Below are 23,286 nucleotides of genomic sequence, written 5' to 3' on the forward strand. Positions count from 1 at the left end.
AGCTTAATAAGCTGCGGGCGTGCGCGCTGTACGCCCGATTATTCCTGATACAGAACCCGTCCCTGTTCGTCGTTAATTCGTCGGCAGGGGTATGCACGCACGCAGCCAGGTATAACTATGGTCAGCAATAATAGCGAACGGTCAGGCGAATATTTGTTGGAAATGACCAACATCAACAAATCGTTTCCTGGCGTCAAGGCTCTCGATAATGTGAACCTCAAGGTTCGTCCCCACTCTATTCATGCCTTAATGGGGGAGAACGGCGCGGGCAAATCAACATTATTAAAATGCCTATTTGGGATCTATCAAAAAGATTCCGGCAGTATTCTTTTTCAGGGACAAGAGATCGATTTCCATTCGGCTAAAGAAGCCCTGGAAAACGGTATTTCAATGGTTCATCAGGAGTTAAACCTGGTCTTACAGCGTTCGGTGATGGATAACATGTGGCTGGGACGTTATCCCACCAAAGGCGTGTTTGTCGATCAGGACAAAATGTATCGTGATACCAAAGCGATTTTCGATGAGCTGGATATTGATATCGACCCGCGCGCTCGCGTCGGTACGCTATCGGTATCGCAAATGCAGATGATTGAAATTGCGAAGGCATTTTCCTATAACGCCAAAATTGTCATTATGGATGAGCCGACCTCTTCGTTAACTGAAAAAGAGGTCAATCATCTGTTTAAAATTATCCGCAAGCTGAAAGAGCGCGGCTGCGGCATTGTCTATATTTCCCACAAAATGGAAGAGATCTTCCAGCTGTGCGATGAAATTACTATCCTGCGCGACGGCCAGTGGATCGCCACCCAGCCGCTGGAAGGGCTGGATATGGATAAGATCATCGCGATGATGGTAGGCCGCTCCCTCAATCAGCGCTTCCCGAACAAGGAAAATAAGCCGGGCGAGGTGATTCTTGAGGTGCGCAATTTAACCTCGCTGCGCCAGCCGTCGATTCGCGATATCTCTTTCGATCTGCACAAAGGCGAAATCCTGGGGATTGCCGGGCTGGTCGGAGCGAAACGTACCGATATCGTCGAGACGTTATTCGGCATTCGCGAGAAGGCCGGCGGGACGATCAGGCTGCACGGTAAGAAGATTAACAACCATAGCGCCAATGAAGCCATCAACCACGGCTTTGCGCTGGTGACCGAAGAGCGCCGCTCGACGGGAATTTATGCCTACCTGGATATCGGTTTTAACTCGCTGATCTCCAATATTAAAAAATACAAGAATAAGGTCGGATTGCTGGATAATTCACGCATGAAAAGCGATACCCAATGGGTGATTGATTCGATGCGCGTGAAAACCCCGGGGCAGCACACGCAAATTGGTTCGTTGTCCGGTGGCAACCAGCAGAAAGTTATTATCGGTCGCTGGCTATTAACCCAGCCGGAAATACTGATGCTCGATGAACCCACGCGTGGGATTGACGTTGGGGCGAAGTTCGAAATTTACCAGCTGATCGCCGAGCTGGCAAAAAAAGACAAAGGGATCATTATTATTTCCTCCGAGATGCCGGAGCTACTGGGTATTACTGACCGTATTCTGGTAATGAGCAATGGTCTTGTTGCCGGAATTGTTGAGACTAAAACCACCACGCAAAACGAAATTCTCCGTCTTGCGTCGTTGCACCTTTAAGATCAGGGGCTCCTCATGAGTGCGTTAAATAAAAAGAGTTTTCTCACCTATTTGAAAGAAGGTGGGATTTACGTGGTTCTTTTAGTATTACTGGCTATTATTATTTTCCAGGATCCGACTTTCTTAAGCTTGCTGAACTTAAGTAATATTCTGACCCAGTCTTCGGTGCGTATTATTATCGCGCTCGGCGTGGCCGGGCTGATTGTCACTCAGGGTACCGACCTTTCAGCCGGACGTCAGGTCGGCCTCGCGGCGGTTATCGCCGCCACCATGCTGCAGGCGGTGGACAACGCCAATAAGGTCTTCCCGGAAATGGCCACGATGCCGATTCCGCTGGTTATCCTGCTGGTGTGCGCGATCGGCGCGGTGATTGGCCTTATCAACGGCATTATCATTGCTTACCTGAACGTGACGCCGTTTATCACCACCCTCGGCACGATGATCATCGTTTACGGTATCAACTCCCTGTATTACGACTTTGTGGGCGCGTCGCCGATCTCCGGCTTCGATAGCCACTTCTCGCAGTTTGCCCAGGGGTTTGTGGCGCTGGGTTCATTCCGCCTGTCGTATATCACCTTCTATGCGCTGATTGCCGTGTTCTTCGTATGGATCCTGTGGAACAAGACCCGCTTTGGCAAAAACATTTTTGCTATCGGCGGCAACCCGGAAGCGGCGAAGGTTTCCGGCGTCAACGTCGCTCTGAACCTGCTGATGATTTATGCGCTCTCCGGCGTGTTCTACGCCTTCGGCGGCCTGCTGGAAGCCGGACGCATCGGTTCGGCGACCAACAACCTTGGCTTTATGTATGAACTGGATGCGATTGCCGCCTGCGTGGTCGGCGGCGTATCGTTCAGCGGCGGGGTCGGCACCGTGTTCGGCGTGGTGACCGGGGTGATTATCTTCACCGTCATCAACTACGGTCTGACCTATATCGGCGTGAACCCGTACTGGCAGTACATTATCAAAGGGGCGATTATTATCTTCGCTGTAGCATTGGATTCGCTGAAGTACGCGCGGAAGAAGTAAGTTTCTCTCTCGGAAAAAGCTGCCTGCGGGCAGCTTTTTTTATTTGCGCGGGACGGGATCACGAAAATTAATATTGCGGTGCCAATAGCCGTTGGTTTTTTCATATCTGGAATACGTTACTATTTTTGGCAAAATGTAAACATGTGTTTATGTATTTTTCCGCAAACTAAGGATATTATGCTCATTTGCTGTTTTGATAATGGAAAGGAACCCTCGAATGTTAAAGAAAATGATAGCTGTGATAGGCTTCGGAAGCCTCGTATTATTAAGCGGTTGTGCAAAAGAATCATCCCGCTCACTCGAAGTCGCTAAGGTGACGACCTGGAATACGCCTTACCACGGCGCTCGCAGCCCAATTTCAGTGGGTAAGTTTGATAACCGCTCCAGCTATATGAATGGCGTATTCTCTGATGGCGTCGATCGTTTGGGTAATCAGTCAAAAACAATTCTCATAACACATTTGCAACAAACCGGGCGATTCAATGTTCTCGATCGGAGTAATATGGCCGAGTTGCAGAATGAAGCCAGTATAAAAGGGACCAGCCAGACGCTGAAGGGCGCTGACTACGTGGTGACGGGGGACGTGACCGAATTTGGGCGCAAGGAAGTCGGCGACCATCAATTATTTGGCATCCTGGGAAGAGGGAAGAGCCAAATTGCCTATGCCAAAGTCAATCTTAATATCGTGAATGTCCAGACATCCGAAGTCGTTTTTTCGTCGCAGGGTGCCGGGGAATTTGAGCTTTCTAACCGCGAAGTGATCGGATTCGGCGGTACCGCCAGCTATGACTCCACGCTAAACGGAAAAGTGTTGGATCTCGCTATCCGCGAAGCCGTAAATAATCTGGTTGCAGGTATCGAAAGCGGTGCGTGGACACCGGCTAAATAATCGTTCTGATTTCGACATTTCCCGTGTGCGTACCGTGAAATGTCGCTTTAAATCATAATATGGATGTTAAAAATGAATATTATCCGTTCTGTTTTAATTCTGCTCGCCGTGGCGGTGATAAGCGGTTGTGCGACAAGCCCCAAACCCCTCTATAGCTGGAATGAATATCAGCCTGTGGTTTATGAGTATTACGCGCTGGATATGGGGCCACAAGAGCAAATCGAAACATTAAAAAAAGATATTGAAAAAGCGCGGGCGCAGGCGCTTCCTGTTCCTCCGGGACTGCATGCGCATCTTGGGATGTTATATATCGATACCGGTCATCCGGAGCTGGCAAAAACAGAATTTGAACAGGAGAAACGGCTGTTTCCTGAATCCAGCCAGTTTATGGATTTTCTGTTGAAGAAAATGCAGGGAGGCAAAGCATGAAAAAGTTATATGTAATATGCGCGGGTTTATTACTGACCCTGCTGTTGAGCGGTTGCGCGCCGAAAAAATCCTATGACTACACGGCATTCAGGCAGAGTAAACCGAAGAGTATTCTGGTCCTGCTGCCGAAAAACGAATCACCGGACGTTAAAGCGGGCTATGGGGTACTTTCGCAGGTCACGCTGCCGCTTGCCGAGGCGGGATATTATGTTTTCCCTGTTGCCGTCGTTGATAACACCTTTAAACAAAATGGCGTCGTGAATGGTGAAGAAATGCACGGTGTCAGCCATCAAAAGCTAAGAGAAATTTTTGGCGCTGACGCTGTGCTCTATCTTAAGGTCACGGAATATGGGACATCGTATCAGGTTATCAACAGCGATACCCGCGTCGCCGTTTCCGGTGAGCTGGTGGATATTCGTAACGGAAAACTATTATGGAAAGGCAGCGCGGTGGCTTCCAGCAGCGAAAGTGACGGTAGCGGCGGTTCGCTTTTAGGCATGCTTATCCAGGCGGCCGTTGACCAGATAGTCAACACCATGACCGACAGAAGCTATAAGGTCGCGGGTATTGCCGATGCGCGACTGCTCACGCCTGCCGCGCCAGCAGGGATGCTGTACGGCCCTCGCTCTCCTAAATACGGTAAAGATTTGCAATAGCGTCCTCAATAGATGGCCGATGCGCGCCTTTGCATCGGCCATTTATTGCTTATCATGAACCCCTCTTTGCCAGATAACGAGGCTACTTCTCTTTTTTCTGCAGCTCCAGCAGCTGCTGGGGCGTGACCGCCGGATAGGACTGCGCGCCGTCGGGAACTTCCTGCTGCGCGGGGATGGGGATCAGCGGGCCTAAAAAGCGCGGCTCGCGTTTAAAAATATAGAGATCCGCCAGCGCGCCGAAGCGGGCGCCGAACTCGCGCAGGCGAACGCTCCACATATCCTTTGGCGATGGTACCGCGTAGCACTGCGCCTGAATCCCCATATGCAGGGCAATAAACAGCGCCCGCTCGCAGTGGAAGCGTTGGGTAATGATAATAAAGTCGTTCGTATCGAAGACCTTACGGGTGCGAACAATCGAATCGAGCGTACGAAAACCCGCATAGTCCAGCACGATATCCGCCGGATCGACGCCGGCTTTAATCAAATCGCGGCGCATGGTCATCGGCTCGTTATAGCTTTGCAGCGCGTTATCGCCGCTGAGCAGCAGATAGTTCACCTTGCCGCTGTTGTAGGCGTTCAGCGCGCCCTGAATCCGGTAACGATAATATTGGTTGATAACCCCGGTACGGTAGTACTTAGCGGTACCGAGCACGACGCCGACCTGGCGGTAGGGCAGGTCCTGCAGCTCGTCGTAAATATAGGGAGAGGTTTTCCAGCTCATCCAGCGGTCAAGACCCAGCACGGTTAACAGCAGCAAGCCGAACAGGACTAACAGGCTGTATAACACACGCTTTAACATGAACCTGGCTCAATAGTGGATGAGGGAAGCTTCAGGCTACTTTACCCGTCGGGCAAGCGCAAGAAACCGTCGTTTAATTGCGGGGATTTTCAACAGTGCGGGCCGTTTGGCCCGCAGAATGTGACTAACCTAACAGTACGCGATCGATATTATGGCAGCCCAGCGCCTTCAGCGTCGCCGCGGTGGCGTCCCACTGGATAAGCGCTGCATCGGCCTTTTCGGCCAGAATTGCGCGCTGGATATCCGGGTAATCGTATCCGTTGAGGCTCAGCAGATTCAGCGCGCCCTGCAGCGGAGGCAGCGTCGGGTTAAAGGCGGCGTTCTCGGCATAGCTGCCGGTGAAAAGGGTGCCGTCTTTCAGCTCCAGCGCTACGCCGGAGGGCGAATTGCTGTAAGGCGTATGGCAACGGTTGGCCGCCTGAATCGCCGCCTGAGCCAGCGCGTCGCCGCTGAGCGGGAAGCCGTGGTCCTGCTCGTCCATCAGCAGGGTTTTAATGTCCAGATCTTTCGGGCCGAAAGCGTCCGGCAAATAGTGCTGCAGCGAATGCGCCTCGCGACCGGGGAGGTGGATGCGCAGCGCCAGGCCGCTGTTCAGCTCGTTCATAAACTGTCGGCAGTGGCCGCAGGGAGTATAGTTAACGGTAATCGCCCGCAGGGATTTTTCGCCGCGCAGCCAGGCATGGCTGATGGCGCTTTGTTCGGCGTGCACGGTTTGCTGCATAGTGGCGCCGAGAAATTCCATATTGCCGCCGAAGTACCAGGTACCGCTGATGCCGCGGGCAATCGCGCCGACGTTAAAATGGGAAAGATCGGCCCGCGCGCAGGCCGCCGCCAGCGGCAGCAAAGCAAAGGCCAGCGCGTCTTCATCCAGTCCCGTTGCGCTTTGCAGCGCCGCAACCTGGTCTGCATTCAGCAGGGCCGGGAAATGCCGATCGGTCAGCATCGGGGCGATGGCCGCTTGCAGGTCCGCCGCCAGTTGGGGAAGAACAGCTTGAAAACGTGGGTGCATGGCGTTGCCTCATAACAATGTAATGGAAATCTAGTGTACGGGGGGTGACAGCCTGTATATGTGATAAACATCTCATTGTCTCTGCAACTAATTCGTGTTGCATTTAAAAATGTGATTAAAATCACATTTATCCAACCACCGCTAAAATAAGCGGAAATAAGAACGGCGCGACCAGCGAGGTAATTATCCCGCAAAGCACCAGCGCCAGCGAGCTGAACGCCCCTTCCTGATAGTCGAGCTCAGCGCAACGGGCGGTCCCCAGGGCGTGGGATGCGGTCCCCATCGACAGGCCGCGCGAGGCCTTGGTGCGGATGCGCATCACGTTCAGCAGGGTGTGACCAAAGACCGCGCCGAGAATGCCGACGAAAATCACGCACACCGCGCTGATCGCCGGAATCCCGCCAATGCTGCTGCTCACCGCCATGGCAATCGGCGTCGTCACCGATTTCGGCAAAATAGAGGCGGCAATCTGCGGGGTTGCGCCCATCAACAGGGCAACGGTGGTGCCGGTGACCATCGCCACTACGCTGCCGATAAAGCAGATGGTGATGATTGACTTCCAGCGGGCGCGGATTTGGTGCAACTGCTCATACAAAGGAAAGGCCAACGCCACCACCGCCGGCTGCAGCAGATCGTTAAGAATTTTGCTGCCGAGGAAATAGCGCTCGTAGGAGATGCCGGTTATCAGCAGAAAAGGAATGAGCACCACCATCGCCACCAGCAGCGGGTTAAGCAGCGGAAATTTAAACCGCGCCGCCAGCCTGCGGGCAAGGAAAAAGACGACAAGAGTGAGCGGCAGCGACCACCAGATTTCATGGATCATTCTTCACTTCCTTTTTGTCCAACCACTTTGCGCTCACCGTGAACCAGGTGTGAACTCCAGCTGACCACTAAAAAGACCACCAGCGTGCTTATCGCGCAGGACACCACCACCGGGCCAAACTGCGCGCGCAGTAAATCCCAGTACTGCATGACGCCGACGCCGATAGGCACAAACAGCAGCGCCATATAGCGAATCAGGATGTTGCAGCCGGGGTTAACCCACTGTGGCGGCATGATCTGCAGCGCCAGCAGAAAAAACAGAATCAGCATGCCAATAATGCTGCCGGGAATGGCGATCGGCAGGAGCGAAGAGAGAAAAATGCCCGCATACAAGCAGGCGTAGATGAGCACGAAAGCGCGCAGATACTGCCAGACAATAATCAGTGATTTACTCATGGTAATAACCCTTGATGAACCGCATTCATCATACAATTAAAGCCAAAAATGTGCTACCGATCACATCATGAATTCTACGCATACCTGCAATAGAGAGGGGGAACAGCAAAACGGACGGCTATCAGAGCGTAGATTGCAGCGACAGGCAGTGCAGAAACCGGCTCAGCGCCAGCGACGGCGTTTCACTTTTTCGCCAGAACACCCCAACGCTACCTTTTTGTTCAATGCGCGGCAAATTAAGAATCGCCAGCTGGTGCTGGGCGGCGTAGCGCTGCGCCAGGCGCAAGGAGAGAATTGAGACCATATCGCTGCTCTGCAGCAGGTTGCTGGTGACGTTCATCGAGGCGGACTCAATGGTGTTTTCCGGCAGCATCACGCCGTTATCCACCAGCGCGTTGTCGATGCTCAGGCGAATTGGCGTGCCGGTGGGCCAGACGATCCAGCGCCAGGGGGAGAGATCGGCCCAGCTTAACCGCGATTTTTGGGCCAGCGGGTGATCGGGACGGGCGACAAAGCAGACCGGTTCGGTGTAGAGCACCCGGTAGCTCAGCGGCAGCTCCAGCGCCCGTCCGCCGACGCGTCCGACAACCACATCCACCACGCCGGCGAGCAGATCGTTAAGCAGCGGCGTCATGACCTTCTCTTCGATATTCAGGTGCAGGGTCGGCATCTCTTTGAGCAGTTCGAGGATCGCCTGCGAGACGCAGTCGGTCGCCACCGGCGAACAGCCAATCATCAGGCTGCCCACCTGTCCGCCCTGTTTAAAACGCTCGATCTCATACTGCGAACGCGACATATCGTTAATCAGCCGCTGGGCGTGCTGAAGCAGCAGCTTCCCGCCTTCGGTCGGGCGCAGGCCTTTGCTATGGCGTTCGAACAAAACCATGCCGACTTCGTCTTCAAACTGGCTGAGCCATTTGGAGAGCGCGGGCTGAGTAATGTTCATCATTTTCGCCACCTGCGTGAGATTGCCTTGCTCCCCCAGCGCCACCAGCATCTGTAAATGGTGCAGCTTCAGTTTCTGCGTCCAGTCCGCCATTAGCGATAACCTCCAGGTTATGTCTATGCCCGAAATACCATTGTACATTTCATTGCCTGAGTTACAAACTCGCAACATAAAAGAAATAAATACAACACCTACCCCTACCTGCACTGAGGCATAACGATGACTCAACGACTTGAATTACAGAAGCTGCTCAACGCCGCGCCGGTCGGCGCCCGACAGTGGCGCGTGATTATCTGCTGTTTCCTGGTGGTGATGCTCGATGGCTTTGATACCGCCGCGATTGGTTTTATCGCGCCGGATATCCGCAGCCACTGGCAGCTCACCGCCGGCGACCTCGCGCCGTTATTTGGCGCGGGATTGCTGGGCCTGACCGCCGGGGCGCTGCTCTGCGGCCCGCTCTCCGACCGCTTTGGCCGCAAACGGGTGATTGAGTTTTGCGTCGCCCTGTTCGGCCTGTTCAGCCTGCTTTCCGCGTTTGCCCCCGATCTGCAAATGCTGGTGTTCCTGCGTTTTCTGACTGGCCTCGGCCTCGGCGGCGCAATGCCTAATACCATCACCATGACCTCGGAATATTTGCCTGCCCGGCGGCGCGGGGCGCTGGTAACCCTGATGTTTTGCGGGTTCACCCTCGGTTCCGCCTTCGGCGGCGTGGTCAGCGCACAGCTGGTGCCGCTGATCGGCTGGCACGGCATTCTGGTGCTCGGCGGCGTTTTACCGTTGATACTGGCGGTGGCGCTGGTGCCTCTGCTTCCCGAGTCTCCGCGCTGGCAGATCCGTCGCCAGCTGCCGCAGGCGACGATCGCCAGAACCGTCGGCGCCATTACCGGCGAGCGCTATAACGACACGCATTTCTGGCTTGATGAACCTGCCGCAGGGGCGAAGGGCAGTATCAGCCAGCTGTTCGCCGGGTGTCAGTTGGCCATCACCTTAATGCTATGGGTGGTGTTCTTTATGAGCCTGCTGATTATCTATCTGCTCTCCAGCTGGATGCCGACGTTGCTAAACCATCGGGGCATTGATTTACAGCACGCTTCGTGGGTCACCGCCGCCTTCCAGATTGGCGGCACCTTTGGCGCGCTGCTGCTCGGCGTGCTGATGGATCGCTTCAATCCCTATCGGGTGCTGGCGCTGAGCTACGGCCTCGGGGCGGTGTGTATCGTCATGATTGGCCTGAGCGAGAACGGCCTGTGGCTGATGGCGCTGGCGATTTTCGGCACCGGCATCGGCATCAGCGGCTCGCAGGTGGGGCTGAATGCGCTAACCGCAACGCTGTATCCCACGCAAAGCCGCGCGACTGGCGTGAGCTGGTCAAACGCGGTTGGCCGCTGCGGGGCCATCGTTGGCTCCCTTTCCGGCGGTGTGATGATGGCGATGAATTTCTCATTCGATACCCTGTTTTTTGTTATCGCCGTCCCGGCCGTTGTGAGCGCCGTGATGCTTATCCTGCTGACGCTTGCCGTCCGCAACCCGACTTCTGTACCCGCCGCGCTGCCTTCCGCAGGCATTGTGAATAAATAAGGAGAACGCTTATGTCCCAGTCCACCACGGAAGCAAATAACGGCCGTCAGCAGTTTTACCAGCATATTTCCGGGCAAAACCTGACGCCGCTTTGGGAATCGCTGCACCATCTGGTGCCGAAAACGCCGAACGCCACCTGCGCGCCGGCTTACTGGAATTATCAGGAGATTCGCCCGCTGCTGCTGGAAAGCGGCAAGCTGATTGGCGCGAAAGAGGCGATACGCCGCGTGCTGGTGCTGGAAAACCCGGCGCTGCGCGGGCAGTCGTCGATTACCTCCTCGCTGTACGCGGGTTTGCAGCTGATTATGCCCGGCGAAGTGGCGCCGAGCCATCGGCACAACCAGTCGGCGCTGCGCTTTGTCGTGGAAGGCGAAGGGGCGTTTACCGCCGTTGACGGCGAACGGACCGCCATGCGCGCCGGCGACTTTATTCTGACGCCGCAGTGGCGCTGGCACGATCACGGCAACCCCGGCAACGAACCGGTTATCTGGCTCGACGGCCTCGATCTGCCGCTGGTGAACTATCTGGGCTGCGGCTTCGCGGAGGACTATCCGCAAGATCAGCAGCCGGTGACCCGCAAAGAGGGGGATTATCTGCCGCGCTACGCCGCCAACATGCTGCCGCTGCGCCATCAGTCCGGTAACTCTTCGCCCATCTTTAACTATCGCTACGACCGCAGCCGCGAAGCGCTGCACGATCTGACGCGGATGGGCGATGCCGACGAGTGGGATGGCTATAAGATGCGCTACGTCAACCCGGTCACCGGCGGCTACCCGATGCCGTCGATGGGCGCCTTCCTGCAGCTGTTACCGAAAGGGTTTACCTCGCGAGCGGCGAAAACCACCGACAGTACCGTCTATCACGTGGTGGAAGGCAGCGGCCAGGTCACCATTGGCGAACAGACCTTCGCTTTTCAGGCAAAAGATATCTTCGTGGTGCCGACCTGGCACGCCGTCTCTTTTATCTCCGCCGAAGATAGCGTGTTATTCAGCTTTTCGGACCGTCCCGTGCAGGAAGCGCTCGGCCTGTTCCGCGAAGCGCGTTATTAAAAATTAAGAATAAGGAATCGAATCATGACTCAATACGTTTTTGCACCCCAGGCCCCGATTAGCGTTCCGGTTGTCGGCAGCGATGAGCAGTTCCCGGTGCGCCGCGTTTACTGCGTGGGCCGCAACTACGCCGCTCACGCGCGTGAAATGGGCTTTGACCCGGATCGCGAACCGCCGTTCTTCTTCTGCAAGCCTGCCGATGCGGTGGTGCCCGTCGCCGCGGGAGAAACGCTGAACCTGCCGTATCCGACGCAAACCGATAACTATCACTACGAAATTGAGCTGGTGGTGGCGATTGGCAAGCGGGGAAGCGATATCCCGCTGGAGCAGGCCCATGAGTATATCTGGGGCTATGCCACGGGGCTGGATATGACCCGCCGCGATCGCCAGATGGAGATGCGCCAGATGGGCCGTCCGTGGGAGATTGGTAAAGCTTTTGACCTTTCCGCGCCGATTGCGCCGCTGCATAAAGCGGATACGGCGGACGTGAGCCAGGCCGGAATCTGGCTGCAGGTAAACGGGGAAGATCATCAGCGCAGCGATATTCGCCACCTGATCTGGTCGGTTAACGAAACCATCAGCTATCTTTCCTGCTTCTTTGAGCTGCAGCCCGGCGATCTGATTTTCACCGGCACGCCGGAAGGCGTCGGCGCGGTGGTGAAAGGCGATGTCATCACCGGCAACGTTGATGGACTGACGCCAATCGCCGTGCGCGTGGTGTGAGGTGAATGATGAAGCTGTACAGTTTTTTTAATAGCTCAGCGTCCTACCGCGTGCGGATTGCGCTGGCGCTGAAAGGCATCGACTACCAGAGCGTCGGTGTTAACATCCGCATCGGCCAGCAGAACGCGCTGGAGTACCGGCGGCTGAACCCGGTCGGTCTGGTGCCGACGCTCATTACCGACACAGGCGAATCCCTCGGCCAGTCGCTGGCGATTGCCGACTGGCTGGACCGGCACTATCCGCAGCCGCTGCTGCTGCCCCAGGCGGACAGCGCGCGGATGCGGGTACTGGAGATCGTTTACGCCATCGCCTGCGATATTCACCCCATTAATAACATGCGCGTTTTACGCTACCTTGGCGACGAGCTAAAGGTAAGCGAAGAGGAGAAAAAACGCTGGTATGCGCACTGGATCCAGCAGGGATTCAGCGCCGTCGAGCAGCTATTGCGCCACGCGAAATCCGGCGATTTTTGCGTGGGCGATGCGCCTACCCTGGCGGACTGCTGCCTGGTGCCGCAGTGGGCCAACGCCCTGAGGATGGGCTGCGATCTCAGTCACTATCCGCGCTGCCAGGCGGTTTATGACGCCTGTACCCGGCTGCCGGCATTTATCGCCGCCGCGCCGGAAAACCAACAAGATAAGATCCCGGCTTAGGAGGCAACATGGCAAAAGTGATGCGAGCAATTATTGTCGGCGGCGGTATTGGCGGAGCGGCCACGGCGCTCTCTCTGGCGCGCCAGGGCATCAAAGTGATGCTGCTGGAAAAGGCGCATGAAATCGGCGAAATCGGCGCCGGGATCCAGTTGGGTCCAAACGCATTCTCGGCGCTCGACAGCCTCGGCGTCGGCGAAGTCGCCCGCCAGCGCGCGGTGTTTACCGACCATATCACCATGATGGATGCGGTCAACGGCGAAGAGGTGGTGCATATTGAGACCGGACAGGCCTTCCGCGACCATTTTGGCGGACCCTATGCGGTGATCCATCGGGTGGATATCCACGCCACCGTCTGGGAGGCGGCGCTGACCCATCCGGCCGTCGAGTACCGTACTTCGACGCAGGTAGTGGATATCCGCCAGACCGCCGATGACGTGACGGTGTTTGATGATAAAGGCAACAGCTGGACGGCGGATATTCTGATCGGCTGCGACGGCGGTAAGTCGGTGGTGCGCCAAAGCCTGCTGGGCGATTCGCCGCGGGTAACCGGCCATGTCGTTTATCGCGCGGTGGTTGACGCCGCCGATATGCCGGACGATTTACGCATCAACGCGCCGGTGCTGTGGGCCGGTCCGCACTGCCACCTGGTGCATTATCCGCTGCGCGGCGGCAAGCAGTACAACCTGGTGGTGACCTTCCATAGTCGGCAGCAGGAAGAGTGGGGCGTGCGCGACGGCAGTAAAGAAGAGGTGCTCTCCTACTTTAAAGGCATCCACCCGCGTCCCCGGCAGATGCTGGACAAACCGACCTCCTGGCGTCGCTGGTCCACCGCCGACCGCGAGCCGGTAGAGAAGTGGGGCAACGACCGCATCACGCTGGTTGGCGATGCCGCGCATCCGGTGGCGCAGTATATGGCCCAGGGTGCCTGTATGGCGCTGGAAGATGCGGTGACGCTGGGTAAAGCGCTGGCGCAATGCGACGGCGACGCCGCCCGCGCTTTCGCGCTGTATGAATCGGTACGTATTCCGCGTACCGCGCGCATCGTCTGGTCGACGCGGGAAATGGGGCGGGTCTATCACGCCGCCGGCGTTGAGCGTCAGGTGCGCAATCTGCTGTGGAAAGGCAAAACCCAGAGCGAGTTTTATCGCGGCATCGAGTGGCTGTACGGCTGGAAAGAGGATAACTGCCTGCAAGCGCGTTAAGCGGCTGCGCACTTCCCGGGGCGCGGCTGGCGCCTTACCCGGGCTACCGGCCCGCAGATAGCGGTGGTCGCGTAGCCTGGCTAAACGCAGCGCCAGCCGGGAAGCAGCGCCGCCGCCGGGAAAACCGATATTGGCCCCTTTCAACCCGCATCCAGAGGCGCTAACATAGCGCCTCTTTTTTCCGGGCAATGATAAACAATATGCGTGTATTACTGGCGCCGATGGAAGGCGTGCTCGATTCGCTGGTGCGCGAGCTGCTGACCGAAGTGAATGATTACGATCTCTGCATCACCGAATTCTTGCGCGTGGTGGATCAGCTCCTGCCGGTAAAATCGTTCTACAGGCTGTGTCCGGAACTGCATAACAACAGCCTGACGCCGTCCGGCACCCGCGTGCGCGTGCAGCTGCTCGGGCAGTATCCGCAGTGGCTGGCGGAAAACGCCGCTCGCGCGGTCGAGCTCGGTTCCTGGGGCGTTGACCTCAACTGCGGCTGCCCGTCAAAGCTGGTGAACGGCAGCGGCGGCGGGGCGACGCTGCTTAAAGACCCTGAGCTTATCTATCGCGGCGCGAAAGCGATGCGCGAGGCGGTTCCCAGCCATCTGCCGGTCACGGTAAAAGTACGGCTTGGCTGGGACAGCGGCGAGCGGCGATTTGAAATTGCCGATGCGGTCCAGCAGGCGGGCGCCAGCGAGCTGGTGGTGCACGGCCGCACCAAAGAGGACGGCTATAAAGCGGAGCGCATCGACTGGCAGGCCATCGGCGAAATCCGCCAGCGCCTGACTATTCCGGTGGTGGCCAACGGTGAAATCTGGGACTGGCAAAGCGCCCAGGATTGCCTGGCCGCGACCGGCTGCGACTCGGTGATGATTGGCCGCGGCGCCCTGAACGTTCCAAACCTGAGCCGGGTGATAAAATATAACGAACCACGTATGCCCTGGCCGCAGGTGGTCGAACTGCTGCAAAAATATACCCGCCTGGAAAAGCAGGGCGACACCGGTCTTTATCACGTCGCGCGTATCAAACAGTGGCTGAGCTATTTGCGTAAAGAATACCTTGAGGCTGCTGAGCTGTTCAGCGCGGTGCGCACCCTACAGGATTCAACCAGCATTGCGCGCATGATTAACGACTGGCGTAGCTAAACTATCTGACCTACATCACAATTTTTGGCTTGTCCCATTGAGATTACCCGGCGGACAGTGAAATACTCACTACCGATTGTTACTGCTCCGGCAGGCAAAACCTGATTTCCTGGCATCCGTCGGGGTCAGGTTTTTTTGTTTTTGGGGTTCATATGCAAATCGCCAAAGTCCTTAATAATAATGTAGTGGTGGTTGTTGATGAGCAGCAGCGCGAACAGGTAGTCATGGGCCGAGGACTTGCCTTTCAAAAACGCGTTGGTGACTCTCTTGATGAAAGTAAAATTGAAAAGGTCTTCGCGCTGCAGAGCGATGAACTGGTTGGCCGTTTAGGTGAATTACTCAGTCAGATACCGTTAGAAGTGATGACCACCTGCGATCGGATCATCGATCTGGCGCGCGGTCGTCTCGGTAAGTTACAGGATAGTTTGTACATTACCCTGACCGACCACTGCCACTTTGCGATTGAGCGGCAGAAGAAGGGCATCGCCATTCGGAATGTGCTGCTGTGGGAAATAAAGCGGCTGTATCCGAAGGAGTTTGAATTAGGGCAAGAGGCGCGGGCGATCGTTAGCAAACGGCTCGGGGTTGAACTGGCCGAAGATGAAGCGGGTTTTATCGCCCTGCATCTGGTCACGGCGCAGCTCAACAGCGAAATGCCGGAAGTGATGCACGTGACCCGGGTCATGCAGGAGATCCTGCAGCTGGTGAAGTATCAGCTGACGCTGAACTACGACGAAGAGTCGCTGAGCTACCAGCGCTTTGTCACCCACCTCAAGTTTTTCGCCCAGCGCATGCTGACGCGAACGGTGGTCGAAGATGATGATGTGACGCTGCACAGCGCGGTAAAGGATAACTACCCTAAAGCGTGGAAGTGTGCGGAAACCGTCGCCCGGCACCTGCAAAAGAGCTACCAGCGGCCGCTGACGACGGAAGAGATTATGTTTCTCGCCATTCATATTGAGCGGGTGAGAAAAGAGGGACGCTAAGCGCCGATCGGGCCTGGCGCATAGCTCCCGCGCTACAACTGGATTGTTACTGCATTACGCAGGCAAAACCTGAGCGCAACGCCTACACGGCGTTGTTCTCGGGTTTTTTTATTTTTAATACTCAGTTAACGATGCCTGCGGGCAGCGGAAGTAAGGAAAAACAGCATGGAATATAAAGCACTCGCGCAGGATATTCTCACTCGGGTAGGCGGCAGAGAGAATATTGTGAGTCTGGTTCACTGCGCTACACGGCTGCGTTTTAAGCTCAAAGATAGCAAGAATGCGGATGCCGAAGGACTGAAGGCGAACCCTGGCGTCATTATGGTCGTCGAAAGCGGCGGCCAGTTTCAGGTGGTTATCGGTAATCACGTGCACGATGTCTGGCTGGCGGTGCGCAGCGAAGCCGGCCTGACGGATGACAGTGAGCCGGTGGCGGTAAAAGGCGAAAAAGTGTCGCTTATCGGCCAGCTTATCGACATTGTTTCCGGTATTTTCACCCCGTTTATCGGCGTCCTGGCGGCCTCGGGGATCCTCAAAGGCTTGCTGGCGCTGGCGGTGGTTTGCGGCTGGTTAACGACGCAGCAGGCGACCTATAAAATCTGGTTTGCCGCCAGCGATGCGCTGTTCTTCTTTTTCCCGCTGTTTCTCGGCTATACCGCAGGCAAGAAATTTGGCGGCAACCCCTTTATTACCATGGTGATCGGCGGCGCGTTAACTCATCCGCTGATGATTCAAGCGTTTGACGCCAGCATGGCTCCCGGCGCCGCGACGGAGTATTTCCTCGGTATTCCGGTGACCTTTATCAATTACAGCTCCTCGGTCATTCCGATTATCCTCGCCTCGTGGGTCAGCTGCTGGATTGAAAAACGCAGCAACGCGATACTGCCTTCCTCGATGAAGAACTTCTTCACGCCGGCGATTTGCCTGGCCGTCGTCGTACCGCTCACGTTTCTGATTATCGGCCCCGTAGCCACCTGGCTGAGCCAGCTGCTGGCCAATGGTTATCAGCTTATCTATCAGGTTGCGCCCTGGCTTGCCGGAGCGGCGATGGGAGCGCTGTGGCAGGTATGCGTTATCTTCGGGCTGCACTGGGGCCTGATACCGTTAATGATTAACAACCTCGCCGTGCTGGGCCATGATTCGATGATGCCGATGCTGCTGCCTGCGGTGATGGGCCAGGTGGGCGCCGCGCTGGGGATTTTCCTGCGCACTCGCGATGCGCGGCAAAAAGTGCTGGCGGGTTCTGCGGTTTCCGCCGGGATCTTTGGCGTGACCGAGCCGGCGATTTATGGTCTGAACCTGCCTTTACGCCGTCCCTTTATCTTCGGCTGCGTTGCTGGCGCCATCGGCGGCGCGATGGTTGGTTTTAGCGACAGCCACGTCTACTCTTTTGGTTTCGGTAACATTTTCACCCTGGCGCAAATGATCCCGCCGGAGGGCATTGACGCTACGGTGTGGGGCGGCGCGGCGGGGATGTTTGCCTCGTTAATCATCGCCTGCGTGCTTACCCTCGTCGCCGGGCTGCCGCGCAGCAGCGCTGAGCAGGCTGCGGTTGTCGTGGCGCCGGCCTCGGAAAACGACATCCTGGCGCCGATGACCGGCAGCGTGCTGGCGCTGGATCAGGTGCCTGACAGTACCTTCGCCAGCGGCCTGTTGGGCCAGGGCGTGGCGATTATTCCCTCAGTGGGCAAGGTTATCGCGCCGTTCTCGGGCGAAGTCGCCTCCATTTTTCAAACCAAACACGCCATCGGTCTGCTGAGCGACAGCGGCATTGAGCTGCTCATCCACGTTGGCATCGACACCGTTAAGCTCGATGGCGCGCCGTTCACCGCCCATGTAAAAGAGGGTGACAAAATCAAAGCGGGCGACCTGCTGCTGGAGTTTGACCGCCAGGCGATTCTGGACGCCGGCTATGATCTGGCGACGCCCATTATTATCAGCAACAGCGACGATTTTCGTACTCTCGACATGGTCTCCGCCAGCGCGGTGGATGCCGGTCAGCCGCTGTTGTCCGTAAGCCGTTAATCACAGGAGAGAGATGAATGAAGACATTCCCACAGGCGTTTTTATGGGGCGGCGCGACCGCGGCAAACCAGGTTGAAGGCGCTTATCTGGAAGACGGGAAGGGATTAACCACTTCTGACGTCCAGCCGCGCGGCGTATTTGGCGATGTGGTAGAACGCGTGCCCGGCGATAGCGGCATTAAGGATATCGCCATCGATTTTTACCACCGTTATCCGGAAGATATCAGCCTCTTTGCCGAGATGGGCTTTAACTGCCTGCGCGTATCGATTGCCTGGGCGCGTATTTTCCCCCACGGCGATGAGGCGCAGCCAAACGAAGCCGGGCTGGCCTTCTACGATAAGCTGTTTGATGAAATGGCGAAGCACAATATTACTCCGCTGGTAACCCTGTCCCACTATGAGATGCCGTGGGCGCTGGTGAAAAACTACGGCGGCTGGGGCAATCGCAAAGTGATTGGCTTCTTCGAGCGCTACGCCCGTACGGTGTTCGAGCGCTACCAGGCGAAGGTCAAACTGTGGCTGACCTTCAATGAAATCAATATGTCCCTACACGCGCCGATGACCGGCGTCGGACTGCCGGCCGACAGCAGCAAAGCGGAAGTCTACCAGGCTATTCACCATCAGCTGGTGGCGAGCGCGCTGGCGGCTAAGGCCTGCCATGACATCGTGCCTGAGGGCAAAATCGGCAATATGCTGCTCGGCGGCCTGATGTATCCGCTCAGCTGCAAACCGGACGATATTTTTGAAACCCTGCAGCAGAACCGTAGCTGGCAGTTCTTTGGCGATGTCCAGTGCCGCGGCGCTTACCCGGGCTATATGCTGCGCTATTTCCGCGACAACGGCATTAACCTCGACATCACCGATGCCGACCGCGCCGCCCTGAAAGAGACCGTCGACTTTATCTCCTTCAGCTACTATATGACCGGCTGCGTGACCGCCGACGAAGAGCTGAACAAAAAAGCGCGCGGCAATATTCTCAGCATGGTGCCGAACCCGCACCTGGCAAGCTCGGAATGGGGCTGGCAGATTGACCCGCTCGGTCTGCGCACGCTGCTGAACGTGCTGTGGGATCGCTATCAGAAGCCGCTGTTTATCGTGGAAAACGGCCTGGGCGCCAAGGATAAGGTGGAAGCCGACGGCAGCATCAACGACGATTACCGGATCAGCTATCTTAACGACCATCTGGTGCAGGTTCGTGAGGCAATCGAGGACGGCGTTGAGCTGATGGGCTACACCAGCTGGGGGCCTATTGACCTGGTGAGCGCGTCGAAGGCGGAGATGTCCAAACGCTATGGCTTTATCTATGTCGATCGCGACGATGACGGCAACGGCACCCTGGCGCGCAGTCGCAAGAAGAGCTTCTGGTGGTATAAAGAGGTCATTGCCACTAACGGCGGCAGCTTAAAAGAGTAATCGTCTGGAGGTTGCGTCGGCTAACCGCCACCCGGCAGAAATGCGCGACAGTAGCTAAAACCCTCGGCCCGGATAACCTCCGGGCCATTTTGCGTATTACGCCGGCTTACGCGCGCGCAGCAGAAAAATCATCGGCCGCTCTTTTTCTTCATCCAGCGCCGGCTGAGCGGCAATCTGCTCCGCCGTCGGTCCCCACTCATCCAGATGCTCAATGATAAAACCGGCGGCCACCAGCAGGTTTATCCAGCTGGACAGCTTGCGGTGCTGTTTTTTCACTCCGTCGGCAAACCAGTTGCTGATGCGCTCGCCCTCCTGCTGGTAGTGGCTCACCGGCCAACTTTTCTGCCCGTTCTCATCCACCTGCCAGCCCTGCTGAGGCGGGGCGGTGTAGATGGGATGTTCGGCGGAGAACAGCAGCGTGCCGCCAGGCGTCAGTGCCCGGTAAACGGTGGCGAACAGGGGCGCGACGTCGGGCAGATAGTGCAGCGCCAGCGAGCTATAGACCAGCTCGCAGCTATCGGCGGGCAGGGTAAGCGTCTGGAGATCTTCGCAGCGATAGCGAATACCTTCGCCCTCCGTCATTTCGCGGGCGCGCTCCAGCATTCGGCTGGAGAGATCCAGCCCGTCCACCTGCGCGGCGCCCTGATCCCGGGCCCAGCGGCAAAACCAGCCGTAGCCGCAGCCAAGATCGACGACGCGTAAACCGGATAACGGTGGAAGCATTTGCTGAAGGGTTGGCCACTCCGGCGCACCCTCCAGCCCTTTTACCGAACGATCGAGGGTGGCGTATCCGGCAAAAAAAGCGGGATCGTCATAGATGTTCTGACTCATTATCACTCCATGAGAAGTTTATTTTTAGCCTGCTAATAGTTACGGCACACGCTTTACTAAACGGCAATGATGCAAGTAGCTTAATATACCCGACCTTATTTAATCACCTGACCGATTTCATGAACCTGACTTTGAGCAAACGCGCGTTGGCTGGCCTGCCACTGGTTATCGCGCTGGCGGGCTGCGCGCCATCGCACGATACTGGCAAGCCGCTCCAGCAGCAGACCCCGGCATCCCACGTCGCAATGGAATTGCCCGCCGCCGTAAAAAACGGCTGGCCGCAGAGCAACTGGTGGCAGGATTACCATGACCCGCAGCTCAATAGCCTGATTCAGCGTGCCTTAGCCAATGCGCCGGACATGCAGATTGCCGAACAACGCATCAGGCTGGCGGAAGCGCAGGCGCGGATGTCGCAATCCAGCCTGGGGCCGAACCTGGATTTTTCCGCCGATATCGAACGACAGAAAATGTCCTCCGAGGGGCTGATGGGGCCGTTTGCCACCGATACCGACGGCAACACCGGGCCGTGGTACACCAACGGCACCTTCGGACTGACCGCCGGATGGGATCTGGACCTGTGGGGTAAAAACCGCGCGCTGCTGAAAGCGCGCATCGGTGAAGTCAAAGCCCAGGTCGCCGAAGAAGCCCAGACCCGCGAACTGCTGGCCGGCAGCGTCGCTCGCCTTTACTGGCAGTGGCAGACCGAAGCGGCCATTAAAAACGTGCTGACGCAGGTGAAGCGCGAACAGAATAATGTCGTTACCGTGGATACTGCGCTGTACCAGCGCGGGATCACCAACTCGGCCGAAGGGGCAGAGAACGATATTAACGTCAGTAAAACCGATCAGCAGCTCGCCGACGTAGCGGGCAATATGAAAGAGATCGAAGCGCGGCTGATGGCGCTGACCAACAGCCAGAGCCGGGCGCTGAATCTTCATCCGGCGGATTTACCCGCCGTCAGCGCGCAAATGCCCAACCAACTGGGCTATGAGCTGCTGGCGCGACGCCCGGACCTGCAGGTCGCGCACTGGTATATCGAAGCTTCATTAAGCGAAGTGGATGCCGCGAAAGCCGCGTTTTATCCGGATATCAACCTGATGGCCTTCCTGCAGCAGGATGCCCTGCATCTCAGCGATCTGTTCCGCCACTCTGCCCAGCAGATGGGCGTCACCGCCGGGCTGACCCTGCCGATCTTTGATAGCGGCCGCCTGAACGCGAACCTGGATATCGCCAGCGCGCAAAACGCTCTGTCGATAGCGAAGTACAATAAAGCGGTGGTCGATGCGGTGAACCAGGTGGCGAAAACCGCCAGCCAGATGGAAACGCTGATGGCGAAAAATCAGCAGCAGCAGCAGGTTGAAAAAGATGCTCAGCGGATGGTCGCGCTGGCCCAGGCGCGGATGAATGCCGGGATTATTTCCGGCTCGCGCGTCAGCCTGGCGAAGTTGCCGGCGCTGCAGGAGCGCGTCACCGCGCTGCGCCTGCGCGGCCAGTGGCTTGATGCCAGCATTCAGCTGACCTCCGCGCTGGGCGGCGGGTATCATCAGGCGGCGAAGTAGTCCTGTTTCCCCGGCTCGCGCTGCGCTTAGCCGGGCTACAGATTACGTGGTCTGTGGAGTTTGTAGCCCGGATATGGCGTTTACGCCGCCATCCGGGAACTCTCGTCACTCTTTCTTCTTTGCCTCGCGGTGCTTTAGCCACCAGTGCGCCGCAACCACCAGCGCCACCGCCAGAATCAGCCAGATCCAGTGTTTCAGATGCGCGTCCAGATGATGCAGCCACGGGCCGATCGCTTCGCCGCCGAGATAGCCGAGCGTGGTAAAAATTAACGCCCAGATAATCGCGCCGACAATATTCAGCGGCAGAAACACCTTCGGCGGCAGGCGGCTGGCGCCAATTAACAGCGGGCCGATAACCCGAAAGCCGTACATAAAGCGGGTACCGATGACGAACAGATAAGGACGCCGTTGGATCATCCGCTGGGCCTTCTGGATCCGTTTTTTCTGGCGCGCAAACCGCCGCAGGATCCGTCCGGCAAAGCGCCTGCCGAGCAAATAAAGCAGCTGATCGCCAATCATGCCCCCGAGGGCGACCGAAATAACCACCAGCCAGAACTTCAATAATCCCTGATGTGCCGCCACGCCGCCGAGCAGCGTGATGGTTTCGCCTTCCGCCATGCTGCCAATGACCAGCGCCGCGTAGCCGTACTGGGAAATTAGGTTATTGATATCCATATAAAGATTAACTCCATAAAACGTCAGTCCCTTAATCATACACCCTGATGCTAAAAATGCGGGGGAAGCGCATTTTTATCGCTGTACACAAAATAATCTACAAGGTGAATTATACTTGGATCAGTGCTGTACCACGCCGTGACAAGGGGGACGCTATGAACCATGTCTGGGGGCTCTTCTCTCATCCTAATCAAGAGATGAGCGTTATTAAAAGCGAAAACGAAACCGTTTCGCATCACTATACGCACCATGTGCTGGTCATGGCGGCGGTTCCGGTTATCTGCGCCTTTATTGGCACCACGCAGCTGGGCTGGAATTTCGGCGACGGCACGGTGGTAAAACTGTCGCTGATGACCGGGCTGGCCCTGGCGGTGCTGTTTTATGCCGTGATGCTCGCCGGGGTGGCGGTGATGGGGCGGGTTATCTGGTGGATGGCACGAAGCTATCCGCAGCGGCCATCGCTTAAGCGCTGTATGGTTTTCGCCGGCTATGTCGCCACGCCGCTTTTCCTTAGCGGGCTCGTGGCGCTCTATCCGCTGGTGTGGCTGTGCGCGCTGGTGGGAACCGTTGCGCTGCTTTATACCGGCTATCTGCTGTATCTCGGTATTCCGACTTTCCTTGGCATCAATAAAGAAGAGGGGCTGAGCTTCGCCAGCTCGACCCTGGCGATCGGGGTGCTGGTGCTGGAAGTGCTGCTGGCTATCACCGTCATTCTCTGGGGATACGGCTACCGACTCTTCTGATTTAACTCATTGCCGGCATAAATAGATTTTTATGTCGGCAATGCAGCATTTGTTCACGATTCTTATTAGCCAGCTCGCGTTCTGACAGGTTATGATGATTT

22 protein-coding genes and 1 pseudogene are annotated in these 23,286 nt (G+C 56.7%); 16 read left to right on the forward strand and 7 right to left on the reverse strand.

The features are described 5' to 3' along the window. Positions 1 to 117: 117 nt before the first annotated feature. The 5 genes from mglA (at position 118) to ACE3MN_RS08325 (ending at position 4,638) form a co-directional block, all read left to right on the forward strand. On the forward strand, positions 118 to 1,638 hold the full coding sequence (mglA, locus tag ACE3MN_RS08305) for a galactose/methyl galactoside ABC transporter ATP-binding protein MglA (protein WP_004870402.1): 1,521 nt from the start codon (positions 118 to 120) through the stop codon (positions 1,636 to 1,638). Between the two features lie 15 nt (positions 1,639 to 1,653). After that, on the forward strand, positions 1,654 to 2,664 hold the full coding sequence (gene mglC / locus ACE3MN_RS08310; RefSeq protein ID WP_004122861.1) for a galactose/methyl galactoside ABC transporter permease MglC: 1,011 nt from the start codon (positions 1,654 to 1,656) through the stop codon (positions 2,662 to 2,664). 217 nt (positions 2,665 to 2,881) lie between these two features. Further along, complete coding sequence (locus ACE3MN_RS08315; RefSeq protein WP_024359208.1) at positions 2,882 to 3,553, forward strand: CsgG/HfaB family protein; 672 nt, start codon at positions 2,882 to 2,884, stop codon at positions 3,551 to 3,553. A 72-nt stretch (positions 3,554 to 3,625) separates the two neighbouring features. Beyond that, a complete protein-coding gene (locus ACE3MN_RS08320; RefSeq protein WP_004870406.1) occupies positions 3,626 to 3,982 on the forward strand; it encodes a DUF4810 domain-containing protein in 357 nt (118 codons plus the stop codon). Then, positions 3,979 to 4,638, forward strand: coding sequence for a DUF799 domain-containing protein (locus ACE3MN_RS08325; RefSeq protein WP_024359207.1), 660 nt, complete (start codon positions 3,979 to 3,981; stop codon positions 4,636 to 4,638). The genes ACE3MN_RS08320 and ACE3MN_RS08325 overlap by 4 nt, the downstream gene beginning before the upstream one ends. 82 nt (positions 4,639 to 4,720) lie before the next feature. Here ACE3MN_RS08325 and sanA read toward each other — a convergent pair whose 3' ends face one another. The 5 genes from sanA to ACE3MN_RS08350 form a co-directional block, all read right to left on the reverse strand. Next, positions 4,721 to 5,437, reverse strand: a complete 717-nt coding sequence (sanA, locus tag ACE3MN_RS08330) for an outer membrane permeability protein SanA (RefSeq protein ID WP_004122854.1) — start codon at positions 5,435 to 5,437, stop codon at positions 4,721 to 4,723. A 124-nt stretch (positions 5,438 to 5,561) separates the two neighbouring features. After that, the gene (gene cdd / locus ACE3MN_RS08335; RefSeq protein WP_024359206.1) at positions 5,562 to 6,446 is read right to left on the reverse strand and encodes a cytidine deaminase; all 885 of its coding nucleotides are present in this window, start codon (positions 6,444 to 6,446) and stop codon (positions 5,562 to 5,564) included. A 127-nt stretch (positions 6,447 to 6,573) separates the two neighbouring features. Next, the gene (locus ACE3MN_RS08340; protein ID WP_024359205.1) at positions 6,574 to 7,269 is read right to left on the reverse strand and encodes a CidB/LrgB family autolysis modulator; all 696 of its coding nucleotides are present in this window, start codon (positions 7,267 to 7,269) and stop codon (positions 6,574 to 6,576) included. Beyond that, entirely contained in the window at positions 7,266 to 7,664 is a 399-nt protein-coding gene (locus ACE3MN_RS08345; RefSeq protein ID WP_004122849.1) for a CidA/LrgA family protein, read from the reverse strand. The genes ACE3MN_RS08340 and ACE3MN_RS08345 overlap by 4 nt, the downstream gene beginning before the upstream one ends. A gap of 121 nt (positions 7,665 to 7,785) precedes the next feature. Next, on the reverse strand, positions 7,786 to 8,703 hold the full coding sequence (locus tag ACE3MN_RS08350; RefSeq protein WP_049085467.1) for a LysR family transcriptional regulator: 918 nt from the start codon (positions 8,701 to 8,703) through the stop codon (positions 7,786 to 7,788). A gap of 126 nt (positions 8,704 to 8,829) precedes the next feature. On the opposite strand from ACE3MN_RS08350, the gene ACE3MN_RS08355 reads away from it, so the two are divergent. From ACE3MN_RS08355 to ACE3MN_RS08395, 9 genes and pseudogenes are all read left to right on the forward strand, one after another. Next, positions 8,830 to 10,188 carry an MFS transporter gene (locus tag ACE3MN_RS08355; RefSeq protein WP_102649886.1) on the forward strand — a complete coding sequence of 453 codons (1,359 nt, stop codon included), beginning with the start codon at positions 8,830 to 8,832 and terminating at the stop codon, positions 10,186 to 10,188. An 11-nt stretch (positions 10,189 to 10,199) separates the two neighbouring features. After that, a complete protein-coding gene (gene gtdA / locus ACE3MN_RS08360) occupies positions 10,200 to 11,237 on the forward strand; it encodes a gentisate 1,2-dioxygenase (protein ID WP_004870415.1) in 1,038 nt (345 codons plus the stop codon). Positions 11,238 to 11,261: 24 nt separating this feature from the next. Further along, positions 11,262 to 11,960 carry a fumarylacetoacetate hydrolase family protein gene (locus tag ACE3MN_RS08365; protein WP_102649885.1) on the forward strand — a complete coding sequence of 233 codons (699 nt, stop codon included), beginning with the start codon at positions 11,262 to 11,264 and terminating at the stop codon, positions 11,958 to 11,960. A gap of 8 nt (positions 11,961 to 11,968) precedes the next feature. After that, positions 11,969 to 12,613 carry a maleylacetoacetate isomerase gene (gene maiA / locus ACE3MN_RS08370; RefSeq protein WP_098362839.1) on the forward strand — a complete coding sequence of 215 codons (645 nt, stop codon included), beginning with the start codon at positions 11,969 to 11,971 and terminating at the stop codon, positions 12,611 to 12,613. Positions 12,614 to 12,621: 8 nt separating this feature from the next. Next, positions 12,622 to 13,815 carry a 3-hydroxybenzoate 6-monooxygenase gene (locus ACE3MN_RS08375; protein WP_049088505.1) on the forward strand — a complete coding sequence of 398 codons (1,194 nt, stop codon included), beginning with the start codon at positions 12,622 to 12,624 and terminating at the stop codon, positions 13,813 to 13,815. A 200-nt stretch (positions 13,816 to 14,015) separates the two neighbouring features. Beyond that, positions 14,016 to 14,954: a tRNA dihydrouridine(16) synthase DusC gene (gene dusC / locus ACE3MN_RS08380; RefSeq protein ID WP_102649884.1), complete on the forward strand. Its 939-nt coding sequence runs from the start codon at positions 14,016 to 14,018 to the stop codon at positions 14,952 to 14,954. Positions 14,955 to 15,106: 152 nt separating this feature from the next. Beyond that, positions 15,107 to 15,940, forward strand: coding sequence for a transcriptional antiterminator BglG (gene bglG, locus ACE3MN_RS08385; RefSeq protein WP_004122830.1), 834 nt, complete (start codon positions 15,107 to 15,109; stop codon positions 15,938 to 15,940). A gap of 53 nt (positions 15,941 to 15,993) precedes the next feature. Then, positions 15,994 to 17,965: pseudogene (gene bglF, locus ACE3MN_RS08390) on the forward strand (PTS beta-glucoside transporter subunit IIABC). Positions 17,966 to 17,982: 17 nt separating this feature from the next. Continuing rightward, positions 17,983 to 19,377 (forward strand): glycoside hydrolase family 1 protein, encoded by a 1,395-nt coding sequence (locus tag ACE3MN_RS08395; RefSeq protein ID WP_004138567.1) that lies wholly within the window; start codon positions 17,983 to 17,985, stop codon positions 19,375 to 19,377. A gap of 96 nt (positions 19,378 to 19,473) precedes the next feature. Here ACE3MN_RS08395 and ACE3MN_RS08400 read toward each other — a convergent pair whose 3' ends face one another. After that, positions 19,474 to 20,208 carry a class I SAM-dependent methyltransferase gene (locus ACE3MN_RS08400; protein WP_004138568.1) on the reverse strand — a complete coding sequence of 245 codons (735 nt, stop codon included), beginning with the start codon at positions 20,206 to 20,208 and terminating at the stop codon, positions 19,474 to 19,476. A 119-nt stretch (positions 20,209 to 20,327) separates the two neighbouring features. Between ACE3MN_RS08400 and mdtQ the strand changes: the two genes are divergently transcribed. Beyond that, entirely contained in the window at positions 20,328 to 21,767 is a 1,440-nt protein-coding gene (gene mdtQ / locus ACE3MN_RS08405) for a multidrug resistance outer membrane protein MdtQ (protein ID WP_064342995.1), read from the forward strand. A 105-nt stretch (positions 21,768 to 21,872) separates the two neighbouring features. Here the strand turns inward: mdtQ and ACE3MN_RS08410 are convergent, their stop codons facing one another. Then, entirely contained in the window at positions 21,873 to 22,442 is a 570-nt protein-coding gene (locus ACE3MN_RS08410; RefSeq protein ID WP_102649882.1) for a DedA family protein, read from the reverse strand. A gap of 155 nt (positions 22,443 to 22,597) precedes the next feature. On the opposite strand from ACE3MN_RS08410, the gene ACE3MN_RS08415 reads away from it, so the two are divergent. Beyond that, positions 22,598 to 23,185, forward strand: a complete 588-nt coding sequence (locus tag ACE3MN_RS08415) for a Yip1 family protein (RefSeq protein WP_004122818.1) — start codon at positions 22,598 to 22,600, stop codon at positions 23,183 to 23,185. Positions 23,186 to 23,286: the final 101 nt, after the last annotated feature.

Origin of the sequence: Klebsiella grimontii, assembly GCF_042137965.1 — a bacterium.
Lineage (GTDB): Bacteria > Pseudomonadota > Gammaproteobacteria > Enterobacterales > Enterobacteriaceae > Klebsiella > Klebsiella grimontii.

Excerpts from the sequence above, each read along its gene's own strand:
- ACE3MN_RS08315 (WP_024359208.1), top strand. The coding sequence starts at position 2,882 with ATGTTAAAGAAAATGATAGCTGTGATAGGCTTCGGAAGCCTCGTATTA.
- mglA (WP_004870402.1), top strand. The coding sequence starts at position 118 with ATGGTCAGCAATAATAGCGAACGGTCAGGCGAATATTTGTTGGAAATG.
- cdd (WP_024359206.1), bottom strand. The coding sequence starts at position 6,446 with ATGCACCCACGTTTTCAAGCTGTTCTTCCCCAACTGGCGGCGGACCTG.
- ACE3MN_RS08400 (WP_004138568.1), bottom strand. The coding sequence starts at position 20,208 with ATGAGTCAGAACATCTATGACGATCCCGCTTTTTTTGCCGGATACGCC.
- bglG (WP_004122830.1), top strand. The coding sequence starts at position 15,107 with ATGCAAATCGCCAAAGTCCTTAATAATAATGTAGTGGTGGTTGTTGAT.
- gtdA (WP_004870415.1), top strand. The coding sequence starts at position 10,200 with ATGTCCCAGTCCACCACGGAAGCAAATAACGGCCGTCAGCAGTTTTAC.
- ACE3MN_RS08325 (WP_024359207.1), top strand. The coding sequence starts at position 3,979 with ATGAAAAAGTTATATGTAATATGCGCGGGTTTATTACTGACCCTGCTG.
- ACE3MN_RS08365 (WP_102649885.1), top strand. The coding sequence starts at position 11,262 with ATGACTCAATACGTTTTTGCACCCCAGGCCCCGATTAGCGTTCCGGTT.
- mglC (WP_004122861.1), top strand. The coding sequence starts at position 1,654 with ATGAGTGCGTTAAATAAAAAGAGTTTTCTCACCTATTTGAAAGAAGGT.
- sanA (WP_004122854.1), bottom strand. The coding sequence starts at position 5,437 with ATGTTAAAGCGTGTGTTATACAGCCTGTTAGTCCTGTTCGGCTTGCTG.
- ACE3MN_RS08320 (WP_004870406.1), top strand. The coding sequence starts at position 3,626 with ATGAATATTATCCGTTCTGTTTTAATTCTGCTCGCCGTGGCGGTGATA.
- ACE3MN_RS08375 (WP_049088505.1), top strand. The coding sequence starts at position 12,622 with ATGGCAAAAGTGATGCGAGCAATTATTGTCGGCGGCGGTATTGGCGGA.
- dusC (WP_102649884.1), top strand. The coding sequence starts at position 14,016 with ATGCGTGTATTACTGGCGCCGATGGAAGGCGTGCTCGATTCGCTGGTG.
- ACE3MN_RS08350 (WP_049085467.1), bottom strand. The coding sequence starts at position 8,703 with ATGGCGGACTGGACGCAGAAACTGAAGCTGCACCATTTACAGATGCTG.
- ACE3MN_RS08355 (WP_102649886.1), top strand. The coding sequence starts at position 8,830 with ATGACTCAACGACTTGAATTACAGAAGCTGCTCAACGCCGCGCCGGTC.
- ACE3MN_RS08415 (WP_004122818.1), top strand. The coding sequence starts at position 22,598 with ATGAACCATGTCTGGGGGCTCTTCTCTCATCCTAATCAAGAGATGAGC.
- ACE3MN_RS08410 (WP_102649882.1), bottom strand. The coding sequence starts at position 22,442 with ATGGATATCAATAACCTAATTTCCCAGTACGGCTACGCGGCGCTGGTC.
- mdtQ (WP_064342995.1), top strand. The coding sequence starts at position 20,328 with ATGAACCTGACTTTGAGCAAACGCGCGTTGGCTGGCCTGCCACTGGTT.
- ACE3MN_RS08340 (WP_024359205.1), bottom strand. The coding sequence starts at position 7,269 with ATGATCCATGAAATCTGGTGGTCGCTGCCGCTCACTCTTGTCGTCTTT.
- ACE3MN_RS08395 (WP_004138567.1), top strand. The coding sequence starts at position 17,983 with ATGAAGACATTCCCACAGGCGTTTTTATGGGGCGGCGCGACCGCGGCA.
- maiA (WP_098362839.1), top strand. The coding sequence starts at position 11,969 with ATGAAGCTGTACAGTTTTTTTAATAGCTCAGCGTCCTACCGCGTGCGG.
- ACE3MN_RS08345 (WP_004122849.1), bottom strand. The coding sequence starts at position 7,664 with ATGAGTAAATCACTGATTATTGTCTGGCAGTATCTGCGCGCTTTCGTG.